The organism is Mesorhizobium sp. BHscii (assembly GCF_053848065.1).
The window spans coordinates 191,921-208,124 of record NZ_JBSPKW010000003.1; the positions used below are offsets into that span (position 1 = coordinate 191,921).

Sequence of the window (16,204 nt, forward strand, 5' to 3'; positions counted from 1 at the left end):
CGGCAAGAGGCGCTACCGGCGCGTTCCGATCGGCGACACGGAAGGCAGAAAACCACCCTGAGTTGCCCTACACGTCGGGTAGCAAGCGTCAGGCTTTCACCATCTAGCGGCGGCGAGCGAGCCTCAATTCTTCGGGCGCGGGGGCTCCAGGATCAGCCACTTGATGATGCCCATAGCCGGCAGCACCCACAGCATGCCGCTGAGCAGGAAGAACAGAAAATGCGCCCACGGTCCCGATTCTGCCAGTTGGGCAACCGCCACGATCGATGCGACCAGTGCGTAGACGATGACCAGCGCCACCAGCAGGAAGGTTCCGATCAGCTTTTTCAGGCGAATGGGCATTTCGCGATCCCGTTGATCCCTATCGCTTAGGCCCAACAAAAGAGACACGCAACCCGCAAGAAGCGGCGCGACGGCGTGCCGCGCTGTCCGGTCTTGCCAGCGGGGTTGCGATGGTTCACCAATCCGCGACTGCAACCTGCCGGGACAAGCCTATGGCTGCCATCTCAGCTGCCGCGCCTTTCGTGGCTCGCGACCGCGACCTGCGCAACCGGGCGCTGGTGCGCGGCTGGCTCTACGTCGTGCTTCTGGTGCTGTTTGTACTGGTGCTGGTCGGCGGCGCCACCAGGCTCACCGAGTCCGGCCTGTCGATCACCGAATGGAAGCCGATCCACGGCGTCATCCCGCCGCTCAACGACGCCGAATGGCAGGAGGAGTTCCAGCGCTACCGGCAGATCCCGCAATATGCCGAACTCAACAAGGGCATGAGCATCGAAGCGTTCAAGTCGATCTTCTGGTGGGAATGGTTGCATAGGATCCTGGCGCGCGGTGTCGGCGTGGTTTTCGCCGTGCCGCTGGTGTTTTTCTGGGCGACGCGCCGCATCGAACGCGGTCTTGGGCTGAAACTGTCAGGCATTCTTCTTCTCGGCGGCCTGCAGGGCGCGATCGGCTGGTGGATGGTGGCGTCCGGACTGGTCGACCGGGTCTCCGTCAGCCAATACCGGCTGGCAACGCATCTGACGCTGGCCGCGCTGATCTTCACCGCGACCATGGTGGTCGCGCGTGGATTGGCCCCTCATTCCGAACCGGCCGCCGACCGTTCGACGCAGCGTCTGGCCGGCTTTCTGGTGCTGCTGGCGCTGATCCAGATCTATCTCGGCGGGCTGGTCGCCGGCCTCGATGCCGGCCTGAGCTACAACACCTGGCCGTTGATGGACGGCAAGCTCATCCCCGGCGATCTGATGATCCTCGAGCCGGCATGGCGCAACTTCTTCGAGAGCCCGAAGACGGTTCAGTTCATCCACCGGCTCGGCGCCTACGCGATCTTCGCGGCGGCACTTTGGCACATGATCGCGACACACCGCCGCCAGCCAGGCACGACGCATGCGCACCGCGCGACGTTGTTGTTTCTGCTGGTGCTGGCGCAGGCGTTGATCGGCATCGGTACGCTGCTGATGCAGGTGCCGCTGCACATGGCGCTGACGCATCAGGCATTCGCGCTTGTCCTGCTAGGGTTTGCCGCAGCGCATTGGCGCGGCACCAAAGGCGCTTATCCGCTGCCCAACCAGATCGCCGTCAGGGGCTGAGCCGCACCTTCCTGATCGCCGTGGCAATGGACAATTCGCGGCTTTCCTCGATCGCGTTGCCGTCCTCATGATGCCACGACGCCGACAGGCAGCCATAGGCGATGGCATGATCCAGGATGGCTGGCGGCGGTTGGCCGAGCGTTCTGGCGAAGATCTCAGCCATGCGGGCAATCCGCCGGGGATCGCTGCAAAGGTCGTCGCGGTCGAGCGGGTTGTAGAACATGTTCGCCGCATCGAAGCCGGGATCGCCGAGAACGCCCTTAGGGTCGATCGCCAGCCAGCCGCGCGGTCCCTGCATGATATTGTCGTGATGCAGGTCGCCATGCAGCGGCAGCACGTCGACAGGATCGGCCAACAGCCGTTCCGCGGTCGCAGCGGCTTCGACGTAGAGGCTTTTTTCGTCGGCGTCGCGATCGATCTTCGCCTTCTTGAACAGGCTGGAAAACCGTACCCGCAGCGGCTGCAGATCCGGTGGGGCAGGGTGGTCAGACGGCGAGAACAGTCTTGCCATCACTTCGGCCGCGATTGCTGTGGCGGCGTTGTCTCCCTGCTGCGCGAGTACCTGTGACAGCAAGGTTTCGCCGGCATATTCGAGCAGCATGCAGTGGCCGTCGCGGCCGAGCAGCCGCACCGCGCCTTCGCCGCGCCGCCAGGCGAGAAAATGCTCACCGCGCAACTCGTCTTCGACGTCGTCGAAAGGTTTGAGGGCCTTGACGATCGCCGGCGCGCCGTCCGCGCGAACAACCTTCCAGATGCGGCTGCTGAACGTCTCGGCAATCAGTTCTGGCGCGCTGACCTTCCAGCGTTCTGGAAATGCCGGAGCGTCCATTCAGTGCTTGAGGCCGAGCATCAGATCCATGTTCTGCACGGCAGCACCCGAGGCGCCCTTGCCGAGGTTGTCGTAGACGGCGAGCAGCAGCGCCTGGGCCTTGTCGTCATTGGCGAAGACATAAAGCCTCATCCGGTTGGTTCCGTTGTAGATTTCGGGGTCGATCTCCGGCACGCGCTCCAGATGCGCGTAGGACGCCACCTCGACCACGCCGCCATCTATCGCGGCGAAATGGTCGGCAATCGCCGCATGAAGCTCGGCGCCTGTCGGTACATAGTCGAGGCCGCCGAGCTGCAACGGTACCACGGTGATCATGCCTTGCGCGAAATTGCCGACCGCCGGCTGCATGATCGGGTCATGCGACAGCTTCGCATAGGTCCTGAGCTCCGGCACATGCTTGTGCTGCAGGGTCAGCCCGTAGGGCAGGAATTCCGAGGCATTCTCGCCCTTGGCGACATAGTCCTCGATCATCGGCCGGCCGCCGCCCGAATAGCCCGAAATGCCATTGACGGTGACCGGAAAATCCGGCGGCAACAGCCCGGCTGCCACCAGCGGCCTGAGCGTCGCGATCGGGCCTTGCGGCCAGCAGCCCGGATTGGCGACGCGCTTCGCCGAAGCGATTTTCCGCGCCTGATCCTTGTCCATTTCGGCGAAGCCATATTCCCAACCTTCGGCGACGCGGTGCGCGGTCGAGGCGTCGATAACCCTTGTGGTGTCGTTGGTGATCAGCGAAACGCTTTCTTTTGCGGCTGCATCCGGCAGGCACAGGATCGCGACATCGGCGGCGTTGAGGAACTCGGCTCTAGCTGCCGGTTCCTTGCGGCGCTCGGTCGGGATGGAGATGATCTCCAGGTCGCCGCGTTCGGCAAGCAGCGCCCTGATCTGCAGACCGGTGGTGCCGTGCTCGCCGTCGATGAAGATTTTCGGTTTCATTGCCTGCCTGAATTCCCTGATATTTCGAAGTTATATGCCACTTGCCTGATTCAATGCGGCGGCGGCGTGATTGCCGCTGTTCAGCTCTTCGAGTCGAGCCTTTCGTTCCGCCAGGAGCCCGAGATAGTGCATGGCGACTGTCGAGCCGGCAATTGCCGTTATATCGGCGTGATCATAGGCCGGCGCAACCTCCACGACATCGGCGCCGACGATATCGACCTGATTGATCTGGCGCAGCACCGACAGGATTTTTGCCGAGGACGGCCCGCCGGCGACCGGGGTGCCGGTGCCGGGCGCGAAGGCCGGATCCAGGCAATCGATATCGAAGGTGATGTAGGCTTTCTTGCCGCCGGTACGATCGACGATGGCATAAGCGATATCGGACGCGCGCATTTCCTCAACTTCGTGGCCGTACAGGATCTTGATGCCGAAGGTTTCGGGCGCATGGGTGCGGATGCCGATCTGGATCGAACGGTCGGGGTCGACAATGCCCTCCTTGACCGCACGGCCGACGAAGGAGCCGTGGTCGATGCGCTTGCCATCGTCCGGCCAAGTGTCCTGGTGGGCGTCGAACTGCACGAGGGCAAGTGGGCCGTGGATGGCGGCATGCGCCTTGAGCAGCGGCCAGGTGACGAAATGGTCGCCGCCGAGCGATAGCAGGAAGGCGCCGGATTTCAGGATCTTTGCTGCCTCGCGCTCGATCGTCCCCGGAGTCTTCTGGTGATTGCCGCTGTCGAGCAGGCAATCGCCATAGTCGACCACGGCGAGATATTCGAACAGATCGCGCGAAAACGGATACTGCGGATCGTTGTCGAGGATGGTCGAGGCGCGGCGAATCGCCTGCGGCCCGAAGCGCGCGCCGGGCCGGTTGGTGACGGCGGCGTCGAAGGGGATGCCCCACACCACCGCGTCCGCGCCCTTCACGTCCTTCGTGTATTTGCGTCGCATGAACGACAGCGCGCCGGCATAGGTCGGCTCGAAGGACGCACCCGTCCTGGCCCGGGCGGTGAAGGCGTGGTCGATGTTGCTGTTCGGCATGAAGCGATCTCCTGTGCGTCGAGGCGCAACCTTATTGGATATAATTCTCAGAAATGCGACCCCTTCCGAGGCCTGGGCCATTCGAGCCCGGTCACAAATTCTTGCTTGTCAGGTGAGCCCGCATGGCCAGCCCGGAAATTGCTTAGGTACGCATGAATGCAACCGTAAGTAGATAGCCGCCTCCGCATGGGATGGTTCGGCCGCGGAGCGGAACAGATATGGGCGCGCCAAGCATCTCGGCAAGCTGATTGCCGGCGACCTGCTGATTGCCGGTTCGAGGTTTCAGAACGGCCGCTTCAGCCGGCATTGACCCGGACTTCCGGCATTTGCGAAGCCGGCTTCGTTCACCAGGCTGTCACGTGTGTCGGTTAACCGGTTTGCATCCGGTACGGAGCGATTCTCATGCGAACGACCTGGCTGAACCTTCTGCTTGCCGCCGCCTCGGTGCTCTTCACAGGCGCGGCATCGGCAGGCGAAACACGCGCCAGACAAATTCTCGACCGTTTCGAACACGCCAACCAGTGGCGCGACCATGTCATGGTGGCGGCACACCGCGCCGGCAGTATGCAGGCCCGCAAGACGCTCTATGCGGAGAACTCGATCGCCGCCGTCGAGGCATCGATCGCGCTGGGTGCCGAAATCGTCGAGGTCGACGTCAGGCGCTCGAAGGACGGCCAGTTCGTCGTCATACATGACAGCTGGCTCGACCGCACGACGAATTGCAATGGCGAGGTGATCAAGCGCACGCTGGCCGAGCTCAAAACCTGCAGACTGGTGATCGAAGGCACCGGCGCTGTCACCGATGAGCCGGTTTCGACGCTGCGCGAACTGCTGATGGCGACCAAGGACAGGATACTCATCAACATCGACAACAAGCTCGATGTCGACAGCCTGGCCGGCATGATCGCAGTCGCGCGCGATCTGGGCATGGCCGAACAGGTGATCGTCAAGGAGAACCTGTGGAATCCGGCCAGAATCACCACTGTCAAAGCCGCCATGGGCGCGATCGGCAGTGGTTTCCAGTTCATGCCGATTATCGCCGATGACGCGGTTCGCGACGCCGGTTTCGCCGAGAAAGTCAGCGGGATCTTTTCGCCGCGCGCGGTCGAGATGATCAACTGGCGCGCGGGATCGGAGACGCTGACCGACACCGGCGGTCCGCTGTTCAGCCCCCGTATGCGCGCGGCGGCGATAAGGGGCGACTGGCACATCTGGGCCAATACCTACGCTATCGTCAATAAGCCGGGCGGCTTCCTTGCCGGCGGTCGCGGCGACGAGTTGGCGGTGCTCGCCAGTCTACCGCGCGAGACGTACGGCTTCTGGGCCGAGCGCGGCGCCACCATCATCCAGACCGACGAGCCGAAAGCGGCGATCGACTGGCTGGCAGCGAACGGCTACCGAGTGCCTTATTCTGATGAGACGCGGCCGGCGGAGCCGGCGAACACCGCAAGCATCAACTAGACTGGATCGGAGCGGGGCAGGGAGCCGCTTCCCTGGATGGTCGCCAGCCCGCTGTCAGGCGGCCATCGCTACTCCGTCCAATTCCCTGGCGGCATCCTCCGGCAGATCGAGTTCGGCTGCGGCAAGGTTCTCAATGAGATGTGCGACCGATGAGGTGCCGGGAATGAGCAGGATATTGGGCGCGCGACCGAGTAGCCAGGCGAGCGCGACCTGCATCGGTGTGGCGCCGAGGCGCTGAGCGACGTCGGATAGGGTAGACGACTGCAGCGGGTTGAAGCCGCCGAGTGGAAAGAACGGCACATAGGCGATGCCGTCGCGGGCGAGTTTGTCGATCAAGGCATCGTCGCCCCTGTGCGCCAGATTGTATTGGTTCTGCACGCAGACGATCTCGGCGATCCGTCGCGCCTCTTCGATCTGTGCTGACGTGACATTGCTTAGCCCGATGTGGCGCACAAAACCGCGTCGCTGCAGCTCGGCCAGCACAGTGAGCGGCGCCTCGATCGATCCTTCGGCGGGCCCATGCGCGTCGAACATGATCCTGAGATTGACCACGTCCAGCAAATCGAGCCCGAGATTGCGCAGATTGTCGTGCACCGCCTGGGTCAGCGCTTCGGACGAGAAGGCGGGGAGCCACGAGCCATCCGTGCCGCGACGCGCACCGATCTTGGTGACGATCGTCAGATCGTCGGAATAGGGCGCGAGCGCCTCGCGGATCAGCAGATTGGTGACGTGCGGGCCGTAGAAGTCGCTGGTGTCGATGTGGTTCACCCCGCGCGCAATGGCTTCGCGCAGCACGTCCAAGGCTGCGTCGTGATCTCCAGGCGGACCAAAGACGCCGGGTCCTGCGAGCTGCATGGCGCCGTAGCCGAGCCGCTTCACGGTGCGGTCGCCGAGAGTGAACGTGCCGGAAAAGTCGATGCTGGACATAGTCTATCTCCGTTCAAAGATGACGCTGAGATAGGCGCTGTCCGATCTTACGATAATTGGCTACATTCCGCACGGGCTGTACGGAATATCGAACAATGAAGATCGATCTCGGAGACCTGAACGCCTTCGTGGCCGTGGCGCGGGCCAAGGGTTTTCGCGATGGCGCCCGCGCGAACGGCGGCAGCGCGTCGGGCTTGAGCGAGGCGGTGCGCCGGCTCGAGACGCAGCTCGATGTCAGGCTGCTCAACAGGACTACCCGCAGCGTCGTCCTGACAGAAGCGGGTGCGAGCTTGCTGGCCCGGCTCGGTCCAGCCTTAACCGAGGTCGAGGCAGCACTTGACGTTGTGAACGGCTTCCGCGACCGGCCGGCAGGTACGTTGCGGCTTAATGTGCCGGTCAGCGCGGCGCGGCTGGTGCTGCCCGGCATTGTTCCGCGGTTCCTCGCCGCCTATCCCGGCATCCGGCTGGAGGTGATCGCCGAGGAGAGTTTTGTCGATGTGTTGGCGGCGGGGTGCGATGCCGGGATCCGTTACGATGAGCGACTGGAACAAGACATGATCGCGGTGCCGATCGGGCCGCGCGTGCAGCGCTTCGCCACCGCTGCCAGCCCCGCCTACCTTGATCGCCAAGGCCGGCCTGAGCACCCGCGCGATCTTCTCGGCCACGCCTGCCTGCGCGGCCGATTCGCCAGCGGCGCGATGCCGCTTTGGGAATTCGAGCGAGACGGCGAGGTGGTGCAGGTCGATCCGGCGGGGCCGCTTCTCGTGACCCTGGGCGGGGCGGCCGATCTCGCCGTCGATGCAGCCATTGCCGGTACCGGCATTGTCAGCCTCTTCGAGGACTGGCTTCGCCCGCATTTCGAAAGCGGTGTGCTCGAACCCGTCCTCGAACCCTGGTGGCAGAGCTTCTCGGGGCCGTTCCTTTATTATCCCGGCCGGCGTCTCGTGCCGGCTCCACTGCGCGCGTTTATCGACTTCATCAAGGCATCGGCCGATCGATCCCGACATTCAGCGAAGTCGGCACAAAGAAAAAGGCCACCCGAAGGCGGCCTTTGACCGATGCGGCTGCGTAGAGTTTAGCGCTTGGAGAACTGGAAGGAGCGGCGGGCCTTCGCCTTGCCGTACTTCTTGCGCTCGACGACGCGGCTGTCGCGGGTCAGGAAGCCGCCCTTCTTGAGCACGGCGCGCAGCGCCGGCTCGTAATAGGTCAGCGCCTTGGAGATGCCGTGGCGCACGGCACCGGCCTGGCCGGAAAGCCCGCCGCCGATGACCGTGGCGACGATGTCGTACTGGCCGGCGCGGTTGGCGGCGATGATCGGCTGGTTAAGGATCATCTGCAGGACCGGACGCGCGAAATATTCGGCGAACACCTTGTCGTTGACGACGATCTTGCCGGAGCCGGGCTTCACCCAGACGCGCGCGATGGCGTTCTTGCGCTTGCCGGTGGCATAGGCGCGGCCCGACTTGTCGAGCTTCTGGACATGGACGGGTGCAGCCGGCTGCGTGTTGGTGTTGCCGGTGGCAGTTCCGAGTTCTGCGAGCGAGGAAAGCTCAGCCATTTTACGAAACCTTCTTGTTCTTGGCGTTCAGCTTGGCCACGTCGAGCGTGACGGGCTGCTGGGCGACATGCGGATGTTCCGTGCCTGCATAGACGCGGAGATTCTTCATCTGGCGACGGCCGAGCGGGCCACGCGGGATCATGCGTTCGACGGCCTTCTCGACGACACGCTCGGGAAAACGGCCCTCGAGCAGCTGGCGCGCGGTGCGCTCCTTGATGCCGCCGGGATGGCCGGTGTGCCAGTAATAGACCTTGTCGGTGAATTTCTTGCCGGTGAACACCACCTTGTCGGCATTGATGACGATGACGTTGTCGCCGTCGTCGACATGCGGGGTGAAGGTGGGCTTGTGTTTGCCGCGAAGATGATTGGCGATGACAGTGGCGAGACGGCCGACGACGAGACCCTCGGCGTCGATCAGCACCCACTTCTTCACCACATCCGCAGGCTTCTGCGAAAAGGTTGCCATGAATTGTTGCTTTCGGTTCGGACCTTCCTGATCGACGAACGACAAGGAAAGGCGTTTCTTGTTGCTTGGATTGACCGTGAGCGCTTGCCCGCCGCCAATAACAAAACGGCGGCCTTGCGGGGCCGCTGCTTCGTGAAGGCTTATAGGGGAGGAGAATTATGTAGTCAAGCTGCTTTTCCCGTCATCCTAAAAGGATTATTATGTAAAATCAATAGGTTGTAGTTGAGGTATTATTATACCGCATTCGAATCCATCAAACTTGGTTTAGCGCCGGCCCGGAATAATTGCGGCCAGCAGCAGTTTGATGCCGACGGCGATCATGATCGCACCGGCCAGGCGTTCTTGCCAGACAAGAAAACCGGAGTTGCGTGCCAGCCAGGCGCCGACCGCACCTGAGGCCAAGGCTACAGCCCCCAGGACCAGAAGGCCCGTAGCCTTCATGGTGGTCCCGAGTACGATAAACTGCATCGCCGACGATCCTGTGGAGGCATGGACGAACTGCGGCAGCACTGCGAGCATGAAAACGAGTGCGGTAGGGTTGGTCAGGTTGCAGATCATGCCTTGCCGAAAGGCGCCCGCCAGGCCTCCCTCCTTGGCCGCGACGATGCTGTTTGTTTCCGCTTCGTTGCGCACGAGCAAGAACTTTGTCCCGATTGCAATGAGGTACGCCGCTCCGAGCACTTGCAGCAGGCCATACGCGATAGGCGAGGACGTGATTAGCGAGGCAAGTCCCATTGCCAGCAACGGAATCTGGATCACGCCTGCGAAAACGCAGCCGGTCGCCGTTGCCAGTGCCGCCCGCCGGCCCTGTCCGATACCGCGGCTGATCACCAGAAGCATGTCCGGTCCGGGGCCGGACAGCTGATAGCCAAGCACTGCGACCAGGAACGCCAGATAGGTGGGAAGTTCGGGCATGTTTTTGCGGGTCTGATTGGTGCTGCGAACGTTTTGTCGGACGTTTCGTTCCGTTGGGTTCGCTTGGAACGAGCGCAAAACGTATTCGCCGGCAAATCAGGCTTGCGATTGAAAGCTCTTCCTCGGCGGGATCGAATAGGTTCCCGTGGCGTGCGCCACTGTGTGTCCGTCCGGTCCGGCGACGATGTCGATATCGAACACCATCAGGCTCTTCCCCAGCTTCAGGATGCGGCAATGGCCGTCGATCGGCCCGGCCTCGGCCTTGCGGACAAAATTGATATTGAGATTGGTGGTGACAGAAAGCGCATCGGGCCCGGCATGCGAAAGCACGCAGACATAGCCGCCTATGTCGGCCAGTGTGAACAGCGACGAGCCCGACACCGTTCCGCCAGGGCGCAAATGCCGCTCGCCGGCATTCAGCCGCACCGTGCAGCCGCCCGGAAACACGTCGATCGCCTCGTAGAAGGTGAACTGGTTGTTGAGCTGGGGATAGACGCTTTCCATCAAGGCATTGACTTCGGCCGCGGTTAGCACCGGTTTGAGGTTGCTTTGCTCGGCCATTATGTTCCTCGTTGATGGTGCTGATCTCGGCTTGCCGAATAAGGCGGCTGGGCCAATTGTTGCTCATGAGAAAACACGTCTGACGACTGTTCTTCAATCGGCAGCGTGCTAGTTCTTTTGTTCCATGGCCCGCGCATGCGATGCCGCTGGCCGATGAAGAGGTTGGAAAAATGGCTGAAATCGTCGCGATCAAGCCGGCTGTTGCCGAAGGTCCTGTCGTCGCGAAGCTGGACAAGCGCGTACTGCGCCTCACGCTCGCCAATCCGCCGGCCAATGCCCTGTCGCTGGCGCTCATGGCGGCGCTGACGGCGGGACTCGACCGCGCGAAATCAGACAGATCCGTCCGCGTCATCATCCTGGCGGCCGCCGGAAAGGTGTTCTGCGCCGGTCACGATCTCAAGGAAATGACCGCGCACCGTGGCGATCCCGACCGCGGCAAGGCGTTCTTCGAGGAGACGTTTACCGCTTGCGCGGCACTGATGCAGGCAATCGTGCGCCATCCCAGGCCGGTGATCGCCGAGGTCGATGGTCTGGCGACGGCCGCGGGGGCGCAACTGGTCGCGAGCTGTGATCTGGCGATCGCCTCGCATGAGGCGACCTTCTGCACGCCCGGCGTCAATATCGGCCTGTTCTGCTCGACGCCGATGGTGGCGCTGTCGCGCAATGTCTCGCGAAAGCACGCTATGGAGATGCTTTTGACCGGCGAGACGATCGATGCTGCGACGGCCAAGGAATTCGGCCTCGTCAACCGGGTCGTGCCGCGCGAATATCTGAATCAGATTGTCACCAAATACGCGCAAACCATTGCCGCCAAATCATCTTTGGTCGTGAAGACCGGCAAGGAAGCCTTCTACGCGCAGGCCGAGATGGGGCTTGCCGAGGCCTATGCCTATACCGGCCGCGCCATGGTCGACAACATGCTGGCGCGCGACGCGGAAGAGGGCATCGGCGCCTTCATCGGCAAGCGCAAGCCGGAATGGACGGAGGAATAGACATGGAGCCTCGCATCTCCATTATCACCATCGCCGTCGACGATCTGGAGCGCGCCACACGCTTCTACGAGGCGATGGGCCTGACCCGCCATGCTGGAATCACCGATGGCGTCGCCTTCTTCCAGATGGGCGGCGTTATTCTCGGGCTGTTTCCGCGCGAAAGCGCCGAAGCGGATTCAGGCATCACCTTCGGCACGGCGCCGTCGGCGATCTACCTCGCTTACAACACCCGCTCCGACACGGAAGTCGATCACATGCTCGCGATGGCCGAGAAGGCCGGAGGTCGTATCGTCAAACCGGCCGGTCGCGCCTTCTGGGGCGGCTGGTATGGCTATTTCGCCGACACGGAAGGGCATGTCTGGGAAGTGGCGCACAATCCGGCTTTTCCGATCGCGGAAGACGGCAGCATCTCGCTGCCGGGCTGACCGCCGCCGCATGGCTCCTCGCAAGCAACTGACGCGGCTGAATGCGCCCTATCTCAAGCGCATCCTGATCGAGCCCAGCCGTGTCGCAGATTGGGAAAAATATCCCTGGAATCTGCCGATCTTCCGCAGCCACGATTTCGAACTCGAATTCACCACGCCGATCACCATCATCGTCGGCGAGAACGGCACCGGCAAATCGACGCTGCTCGAGGCGATCGGCGCGCTGGGCGGATACGATGAAGCCGGCGGCGGCAAGGGCTACATGCCCATCGACCACTCCCGCGCCATCGACAAGAGCGGCGCGGCGCTCGCCGCAACGCTGCGCGGCCACTGGCTGCCAAAAGTCACCGCCGGCTGGTTCTTTCGCGCCGAATCTTTCTATTCGGTCGCCCGCTATCTCGACCAAGCGGCGCTGGATTCTGGTGCGGCGCCGCCCGACTTCCTGTCCTGGTCGCATGGCGAGGGCTTCATCCGCTTCTTCGAGGAGCGCTGCCGTCGGCAAGGCATCTACATCCTCGACGAGCCCGAAAGCGCGTTGTCGCCGACGCGTCAGATCGAGCTGATCAGGATGCTGCGGCGGATGGATCTATCAGGCACGGCGCAAGTGGTCATGGCGACGCCTTCGCCGCTGCTGATGGCCTGTCCCGGCGCGCGGCTGTTCCGCATCAGCCGGTTCGGCCTCGACCCGACCGATTTTCACGATACCGATCATTTCCGCATGATGCGCAGTTTCTGCAACGACCCGGATGGTTTTCTCGCCGAAGCTCTGTATGAGGACGAGGCATGAACCACGACGCCTACGACAATGCCTATATCGCCGGCATCCTCAATTCGGTGAAGACCATCGCCATGGTCGGCGCGTCCGCCAACGATGTCCGGCCGAGCTACTTCGTGCTGAAATACCTGCTGGGCAAGGGATTTTCGGTGTTCCCGATCAACCCCGGCCAGGCCGGCAAGGAAATCCTTGGCCGGATGACCTATGCCAGGCTCGCCGATGTTCCCGAGCCGATCGACATGGTCGACGTTTTTCGCGGCTCCACGGCAGTGCCGGGCGTCGTCGACGAGGTCTTGCGGCTCGATCCGCTGCCGAAAGTCATCTGGATGCAGCTTGGCGTGCGCCATGACGAGGCGGCGGCGCGCGCAGAGGCCGCCGGCATCAAGGTGGTGATGAACCGCTGCCCCAAGATCGAATATGGCAAGCTGTCGGGCGAAATCGGCTGGACCGGCGTTAATTCCGGCGTGCTGTCGTCGAAGAAGCCGCTGATGCGGCCGGGATTCCAGAGCTTCGGCGTTCGCCAGAAATAGGTAGTGAATGGTGAATAGAAGGATTTTTCTGGAAGGCGGGCAAAGCGGCATATGAGCCGCTTGCAATCGGGATGAGGCTGGCCGACTTTGCCATCACCATTCACCATTCACCATTCACCATTCACCATTCACCATTCAGCATTCAGTATTCAGCATTCAGGGGAGGTATTCGATGACCCGCACGCCCGGTTTCAACACACTCGCCGTCCATGCGGGTGCCAAGCCCGATCCGGCGACCGGCGCGCGTGCCACGCCGATCTACCAGACGACCTCCTTTGTCTTCGATGATGCCGACCATGCCGCGTCGCTGTTCGGGCTAAAGGCCTTCGGCAACATCTACACCCGCATCATGAACCCGACGCAGTCGGTGCTGGAAGAGCGTATCGCGGCACTCGAAGGCGGCACGGCGGGGCTGGCCGTGGCGTCGGGCCATGCCGCGCAGGTGCTCGTCTTCCATAATCTAATGCAGCCCGGCGACAATTTCGTCTCCGCGACAAGGCTTTACGGCGGCTCGATCAACCAGTTCGGCCACGCCTTCAAGAATTTCGGCTGGCAGGTGCGCTGGGCCGACACCAACGACATCTCGACCTTCGAAAGCCAGATCGACGAAAAGACCAAGGCGATCTTCATCGAGAGCCTGGCCAATCCGGGCGGTGTCTTCGTCGACATCGAGAAGATCGGCGATATCGCCCGCAAGCACGGCCTGCCGCTGATCGTCGACAACACGCTGGCCTCGCCCTATCTGGTGCGGCCAATCGAGCATGGCGCCGACATTGTCGTGCATTCGCTGACCAAGTTCATCGGCGGCCACGGCAATTCGATCGGCGGCGCCATTGTCGACGGCGGCACCTTCGACTGGTCGAAATCCGGCAAATATCCGATGCTGTCGGAGCCGCGCCCCGAATATGGTGGCCTCGTCTTGCACGAAACCTTCGGCAATTTCGCTTTCGCCATTGCCGCGCGCGTGCTTGGCCTGCGCGACATGGGCCCTGCGATCTCGCCCTTTAATGCATTCCTGATCCTGACCGGGCTGGAAACCCTGCCGCTTAGGATGCAGCGCCATTGCGACAATGCGGTCACCGTCGCCGGGTGGTTGTCTAACCACCCAAAGGTCGCCTGGGTGTCCTATCCTGGCCTGCCCAGTGACAAGAACAATGCGCTGCAGAAGAAGTACTCGCCGCTTGGCGCCGGTGCCGTGTTCACCTTCGGCCTGAAGGGCGGCTATACGGCAGGCATCAAACTCGTAGAGGCGCTCGAACTGTTCTCGCACCTTGCCAATGTCGGCGACACCAAGTCGCTGGTCATCCATCCGGCATCGACCACGCATCGGCAGCTGTCCGACGAGCAGAAGGTCGCGGCAGGCGCTGGGCCGGATACGGTCAGGCTCTCGATTGGCATCGAGGATGTCAACGACATCGTCGCCGATCTGGAACAGGCTCTCGCCAACGTTTGATTCTGCTTGGAAGGAGCGTCCATGACCGCGCCGAAATTTCTTTCCGTCAATGTCGACAGCATCGAACCGGAACTTGGCGCGCCGGCGCCGGATCGTCTGATTTCAGGCGATCCGAAATTTCGCACCTGGAATGTCGAGGAACGCGACGGCGGGCTCTATGCCGGCATCTGGGAGGCGACCCCGGGCAAATGGCGCATCGAGTATGACGAGTGGGAGTTCTGCCACATCCTGTCGGGCGTTTCAGTGATCGCTGAGGAGGGCGGGGAGGCGCGCACCGTCAGGGCCGGCGACAGTTTTGTGCTCAGGCCGGGCTTTAAGGGCAGCTGGGAAGTGCTTGAAACGACTCGCAAGGAGTATGTGATCAAGCTTTGATCACTTGTCCGGTGTGCACGGCGAGCGTTTCCAGCCCATGGAAATGATAGGTGTCGCGAAAGCGCGGCTGTTCGGCGAGATAGAGCCGCGGTAGCCGGTCGAACAGGGTTTTCAGCGATATCTGCAATTCGAGCCGGGCGAGCGGCGCGCCGATGCAGAAATGAATGCCGGCGCCGAACGAGACGTTCTTCTGGTCCGCACGATCCGGCCTGAAGGCGAAGGGTTCGGCAAACGCCGCCGGGTCGTGGTTGGCCATACCGAGCAGCAGGCCGATCGTCTCGCCCGGCCGCACGATGACACCGGCACCCACCTCGATCTTTTCATAGGCATAGCGCGTGAACATGTGCAGCGGCGCGTCGAAGCGCAGACATTCCTCGACCGTGGCGGCTGTCGTTTGTGGCGAGGTGAAGAAGCGGCGGGGGTCGCCGCCTTGCGCGAGGATCGCGTGCACCGCATTGCCGGTCTGGTGGACGGTCGCCTCGTGGCCGGCATTGAGCAGCAGGACAGCCGAGGACACCAGTTCGTCCTCGGAGAGTTTTTGGCCATCGTCCTGCGCCGAGATCAGCAGCGACAACAGATCGTCGCCGGGGTTTTTGCGCCGCTCGGCAACATAGCCGCGCAGGAAATCCGAAAAATCCCGCGCCGCGCGATTGGCCGTCTCTTCCGTCTCACGTGTGCGGCCATGCATGTACATGGCGACCATCTGATGCGACCAGTCGAGCAGTTGCGGCCCCATCTCGACCGGCACTCCGAGCATTTCGGCAATGATGGTGATCGGCAAAGGCGATGCGAAAGCCGGCAGCAGGTCGACCTGGCCCGGTTCGAAACGGTCGATCAGCTCGTTGGCCAGCGCCTCTACGCGCGGCCTGAGCCGCTCGACCTGACGCGAGACGAAGGCGCGGTTGACCAGCGTTCTGAGCCTGGTGTGAACGGGCGGTTCCAGTTCCAGCATCGAATTGGCCTCGATGCCGTCGAAGGCGCTGAGATGCGTGCGGTCCTGGTCAATGCTCCGGCGGTCAGGGATGCCGGCCGGGTTCTGGCGGCCGAAGCGGCGATCGCGCAGCAGCCGGTTGACGTCGTCGAAGCCGCCAAAGCACCAGAAGCCGAACTCTTCCCAGAAGATGACATTCGATCGGCCGTGCATAAAGGCATATGCCTCACAGGGATTCTGGAAGAAAGCCGGCTCGTGCGGATCGAGCCGCACATGGCGGGTGGCTGGATCGAAGGCCAGGTAAGTTGGTGGTACCAAATCGGTCATTCTGGATCATTAGCGCATGACCCCGAAAACCGGAATCGGTTTTCGGAAAGGATCATGCGCAGATTCAAAGTGTTGGAGCGTCCTTTGCGCGCCCATCGATGCGCGGCGCTCCAAGGCTTGCCAGC

Annotated in this window: 19 protein-coding genes; 9 read left to right on the forward strand and 10 right to left on the reverse strand. The window is 62.5% G+C overall.

Annotation, left to right across the window (positions count from 1 at the left end):
* Positions 1-123: 123 nt before the first annotated feature.
* Entirely contained in the window at positions 124-342 is a 219-nt protein-coding gene (locus ACWTU7_RS06125; protein WP_029353452.1) for a DUF2842 domain-containing protein, read from the reverse strand.
* Positions 343-494: 152 nt separating this feature from the next.
* Between ACWTU7_RS06125 and ACWTU7_RS06130 the strand changes: the two genes are divergently transcribed.
* Positions 495-1,586 (forward strand): COX15/CtaA family protein, encoded by a 1,092-nt coding sequence (locus ACWTU7_RS06130; RefSeq protein WP_455838143.1) that lies wholly within the window; start codon positions 495-497, stop codon positions 1,584-1,586.
* Here the strand turns inward: ACWTU7_RS06130 and ACWTU7_RS06135 are convergent.
* The 3 genes from ACWTU7_RS06135 to speB are packed head-to-tail and all read right to left on the reverse strand — an operon-like array spanning position 1,576 to position 4,386.
* Positions 1,576-2,415: an aminoglycoside phosphotransferase family protein gene (locus tag ACWTU7_RS06135; protein WP_455838144.1), complete on the reverse strand. Its 840-nt coding sequence runs from the start codon at positions 2,413-2,415 to the stop codon at positions 1,576-1,578. The two genes, ACWTU7_RS06130 and ACWTU7_RS06135, sit on opposite strands and share 11 nt — an antisense overlap.
* On the reverse strand, positions 2,416-3,348 hold the full coding sequence (gene argC, locus ACWTU7_RS06140; protein ID WP_455838145.1) for an N-acetyl-gamma-glutamyl-phosphate reductase: 933 nt from the start codon (positions 3,346-3,348) through the stop codon (positions 2,416-2,418). It abuts the gene before it with no gap.
* A gap of 30 nt (positions 3,349-3,378) precedes the next feature.
* Positions 3,379-4,386, reverse strand: a complete 1,008-nt coding sequence (gene speB / locus ACWTU7_RS06145; RefSeq protein WP_455838146.1) for an agmatinase — start codon at positions 4,384-4,386, stop codon at positions 3,379-3,381.
* A gap of 402 nt (positions 4,387-4,788) precedes the next feature.
* On the opposite strand from speB, the gene ACWTU7_RS06150 reads away from it, so the two are divergent.
* On the forward strand, positions 4,789-5,847 hold the full coding sequence (locus ACWTU7_RS06150; protein WP_455838147.1) for a glycerophosphodiester phosphodiesterase family protein: 1,059 nt from the start codon (positions 4,789-4,791) through the stop codon (positions 5,845-5,847).
* A 54-nt stretch (positions 5,848-5,901) separates the two neighbouring features.
* On the opposite strand, the gene ACWTU7_RS06155 is transcribed toward ACWTU7_RS06150, so the two are convergent.
* On the reverse strand, positions 5,902-6,774 hold the full coding sequence (locus ACWTU7_RS06155; RefSeq protein ID WP_455838148.1) for an aldo/keto reductase family oxidoreductase: 873 nt from the start codon (positions 6,772-6,774) through the stop codon (positions 5,902-5,904).
* A 95-nt stretch (positions 6,775-6,869) separates the two neighbouring features.
* On the opposite strand from ACWTU7_RS06155, the gene ACWTU7_RS06160 reads away from it, so the two are divergent.
* The gene (locus ACWTU7_RS06160; protein WP_095521706.1) at positions 6,870-7,829 is read left to right on the forward strand and encodes a LysR family transcriptional regulator; all 960 of its coding nucleotides are present in this window, start codon (positions 6,870-6,872) and stop codon (positions 7,827-7,829) included.
* 20 nt (positions 7,830-7,849) lie between these two features.
* Here ACWTU7_RS06160 and rpsI read toward each other — a convergent pair whose 3' ends face one another.
* From rpsI to ACWTU7_RS06180, 4 genes are all read right to left on the reverse strand, one after another.
* Positions 7,850-8,332 (reverse strand): 30S ribosomal protein S9, encoded by a 483-nt coding sequence (gene rpsI / locus ACWTU7_RS06165; protein ID WP_023717316.1) that lies wholly within the window; start codon positions 8,330-8,332, stop codon positions 7,850-7,852.
* A 1-nt stretch (position 8,333) separates the two neighbouring features.
* Positions 8,334-8,798 (reverse strand): 50S ribosomal protein L13, encoded by a 465-nt coding sequence (rplM, locus tag ACWTU7_RS06170; RefSeq protein ID WP_023798353.1) that lies wholly within the window; start codon positions 8,796-8,798, stop codon positions 8,334-8,336.
* A gap of 264 nt (positions 8,799-9,062) precedes the next feature.
* Complete coding sequence (locus ACWTU7_RS06175) at positions 9,063-9,791, reverse strand: LysE family translocator (protein ID WP_455838149.1); 729 nt, start codon at positions 9,789-9,791, stop codon at positions 9,063-9,065.
* 18 nt (positions 9,792-9,809) lie between these two features.
* A complete protein-coding gene (locus ACWTU7_RS06180; protein ID WP_455838150.1) occupies positions 9,810-10,274 on the reverse strand; it encodes a PaaI family thioesterase in 465 nt (154 codons plus the stop codon).
* A 170-nt stretch (positions 10,275-10,444) separates the two neighbouring features.
* On the opposite strand from ACWTU7_RS06180, the gene ACWTU7_RS06185 reads away from it, so the two are divergent.
* The 6 genes from ACWTU7_RS06185 to ACWTU7_RS06210 all read left to right on the forward strand — a co-directional run bounded on the left by ACWTU7_RS06185 (position 10,445) and on the right by ACWTU7_RS06210 (position 14,821).
* A complete protein-coding gene (locus ACWTU7_RS06185) occupies positions 10,445-11,266 on the forward strand; it encodes an enoyl-CoA hydratase (RefSeq protein ID WP_455838151.1) in 822 nt (273 codons plus the stop codon).
* A gap of 2 nt (positions 11,267-11,268) precedes the next feature.
* On the forward strand, positions 11,269-11,691 hold the full coding sequence (locus tag ACWTU7_RS06190) for a VOC family protein (RefSeq protein WP_455838152.1): 423 nt from the start codon (positions 11,269-11,271) through the stop codon (positions 11,689-11,691).
* A gap of 10 nt (positions 11,692-11,701) precedes the next feature.
* A complete protein-coding gene (locus tag ACWTU7_RS06195) occupies positions 11,702-12,478 on the forward strand; it encodes an AAA family ATPase (protein ID WP_455838153.1) in 777 nt (258 codons plus the stop codon).
* The gene (locus tag ACWTU7_RS06200) at positions 12,475-12,996 is read left to right on the forward strand and encodes a CoA-binding protein (protein ID WP_065008091.1); all 522 of its coding nucleotides are present in this window, start codon (positions 12,475-12,477) and stop codon (positions 12,994-12,996) included. The genes ACWTU7_RS06195 and ACWTU7_RS06200 overlap by 4 nt, the downstream gene beginning before the upstream one ends.
* A gap of 172 nt (positions 12,997-13,168) precedes the next feature.
* Positions 13,169-14,449 (forward strand): O-acetylhomoserine aminocarboxypropyltransferase, encoded by a 1,281-nt coding sequence (locus ACWTU7_RS06205; protein ID WP_029353476.1) that lies wholly within the window; start codon positions 13,169-13,171, stop codon positions 14,447-14,449.
* A 21-nt stretch (positions 14,450-14,470) separates the two neighbouring features.
* Positions 14,471-14,821, forward strand: a complete 351-nt coding sequence (locus tag ACWTU7_RS06210) for a cupin domain-containing protein (RefSeq protein ID WP_455838154.1) — start codon at positions 14,471-14,473, stop codon at positions 14,819-14,821.
* Here the strand turns inward: ACWTU7_RS06210 and ACWTU7_RS06215 are convergent.
* Positions 14,811-16,079, reverse strand: coding sequence for a cytochrome P450 (locus tag ACWTU7_RS06215; RefSeq protein ID WP_455838155.1), 1,269 nt, complete (start codon positions 16,077-16,079; stop codon positions 14,811-14,813). The genes ACWTU7_RS06210 and ACWTU7_RS06215 overlap by 11 nt on opposite strands.
* Positions 16,080-16,204 lie beyond the last annotated feature (125 nt).

Coding starts and splice junctions, on each gene's coding strand:
- ACWTU7_RS06125 (WP_029353452.1), bottom strand. CDS start 342: ATGCCCATTCGCCTGAAAAAGCTGATCGGAACCTTCCTGCTGGTGGCG.
- ACWTU7_RS06130 (WP_455838143.1), top strand. CDS start 495: ATGGCTGCCATCTCAGCTGCCGCGCCTTTCGTGGCTCGCGACCGCGAC.
- ACWTU7_RS06135 (WP_455838144.1), bottom strand. CDS start 2,415: ATGGACGCTCCGGCATTTCCAGAACGCTGGAAGGTCAGCGCGCCAGAA.
- argC (WP_455838145.1), bottom strand. CDS start 3,348: ATGAAACCGAAAATCTTCATCGACGGCGAGCACGGCACCACCGGTCTG.
- speB (WP_455838146.1), bottom strand. CDS start 4,386: ATGCCGAACAGCAACATCGACCACGCCTTCACCGCCCGGGCCAGGACG.
- ACWTU7_RS06150 (WP_455838147.1), top strand. CDS start 4,789: ATGCGAACGACCTGGCTGAACCTTCTGCTTGCCGCCGCCTCGGTGCTC.
- ACWTU7_RS06155 (WP_455838148.1), bottom strand. CDS start 6,774: ATGTCCAGCATCGACTTTTCCGGCACGTTCACTCTCGGCGACCGCACC.
- ACWTU7_RS06160 (WP_095521706.1), top strand. CDS start 6,870: ATGAAGATCGATCTCGGAGACCTGAACGCCTTCGTGGCCGTGGCGCGG.
- rpsI (WP_023717316.1), bottom strand. CDS start 8,332: ATGGCTGAGCTTTCCTCGCTCGCAGAACTCGGAACTGCCACCGGCAAC.
- rplM (WP_023798353.1), bottom strand. CDS start 8,798: ATGGCAACCTTTTCGCAGAAGCCTGCGGATGTGGTGAAGAAGTGGGTG.
- ACWTU7_RS06180 (WP_455838150.1), bottom strand. CDS start 10,274: ATGGCCGAGCAAAGCAACCTCAAACCGGTGCTAACCGCGGCCGAAGTC.
- ACWTU7_RS06185 (WP_455838151.1), top strand. CDS start 10,445: ATGGCTGAAATCGTCGCGATCAAGCCGGCTGTTGCCGAAGGTCCTGTC.
- ACWTU7_RS06190 (WP_455838152.1), top strand. CDS start 11,269: ATGGAGCCTCGCATCTCCATTATCACCATCGCCGTCGACGATCTGGAG.
- ACWTU7_RS06195 (WP_455838153.1), top strand. CDS start 11,702: ATGGCTCCTCGCAAGCAACTGACGCGGCTGAATGCGCCCTATCTCAAG.
- ACWTU7_RS06200 (WP_065008091.1), top strand. CDS start 12,475: ATGAACCACGACGCCTACGACAATGCCTATATCGCCGGCATCCTCAAT.
- ACWTU7_RS06205 (WP_029353476.1), top strand. CDS start 13,169: ATGACCCGCACGCCCGGTTTCAACACACTCGCCGTCCATGCGGGTGCC.
- ACWTU7_RS06210 (WP_455838154.1), top strand. CDS start 14,471: ATGACCGCGCCGAAATTTCTTTCCGTCAATGTCGACAGCATCGAACCG.
- ACWTU7_RS06215 (WP_455838155.1), bottom strand. CDS start 16,079: ATGACCGATTTGGTACCACCAACTTACCTGGCCTTCGATCCAGCCACC.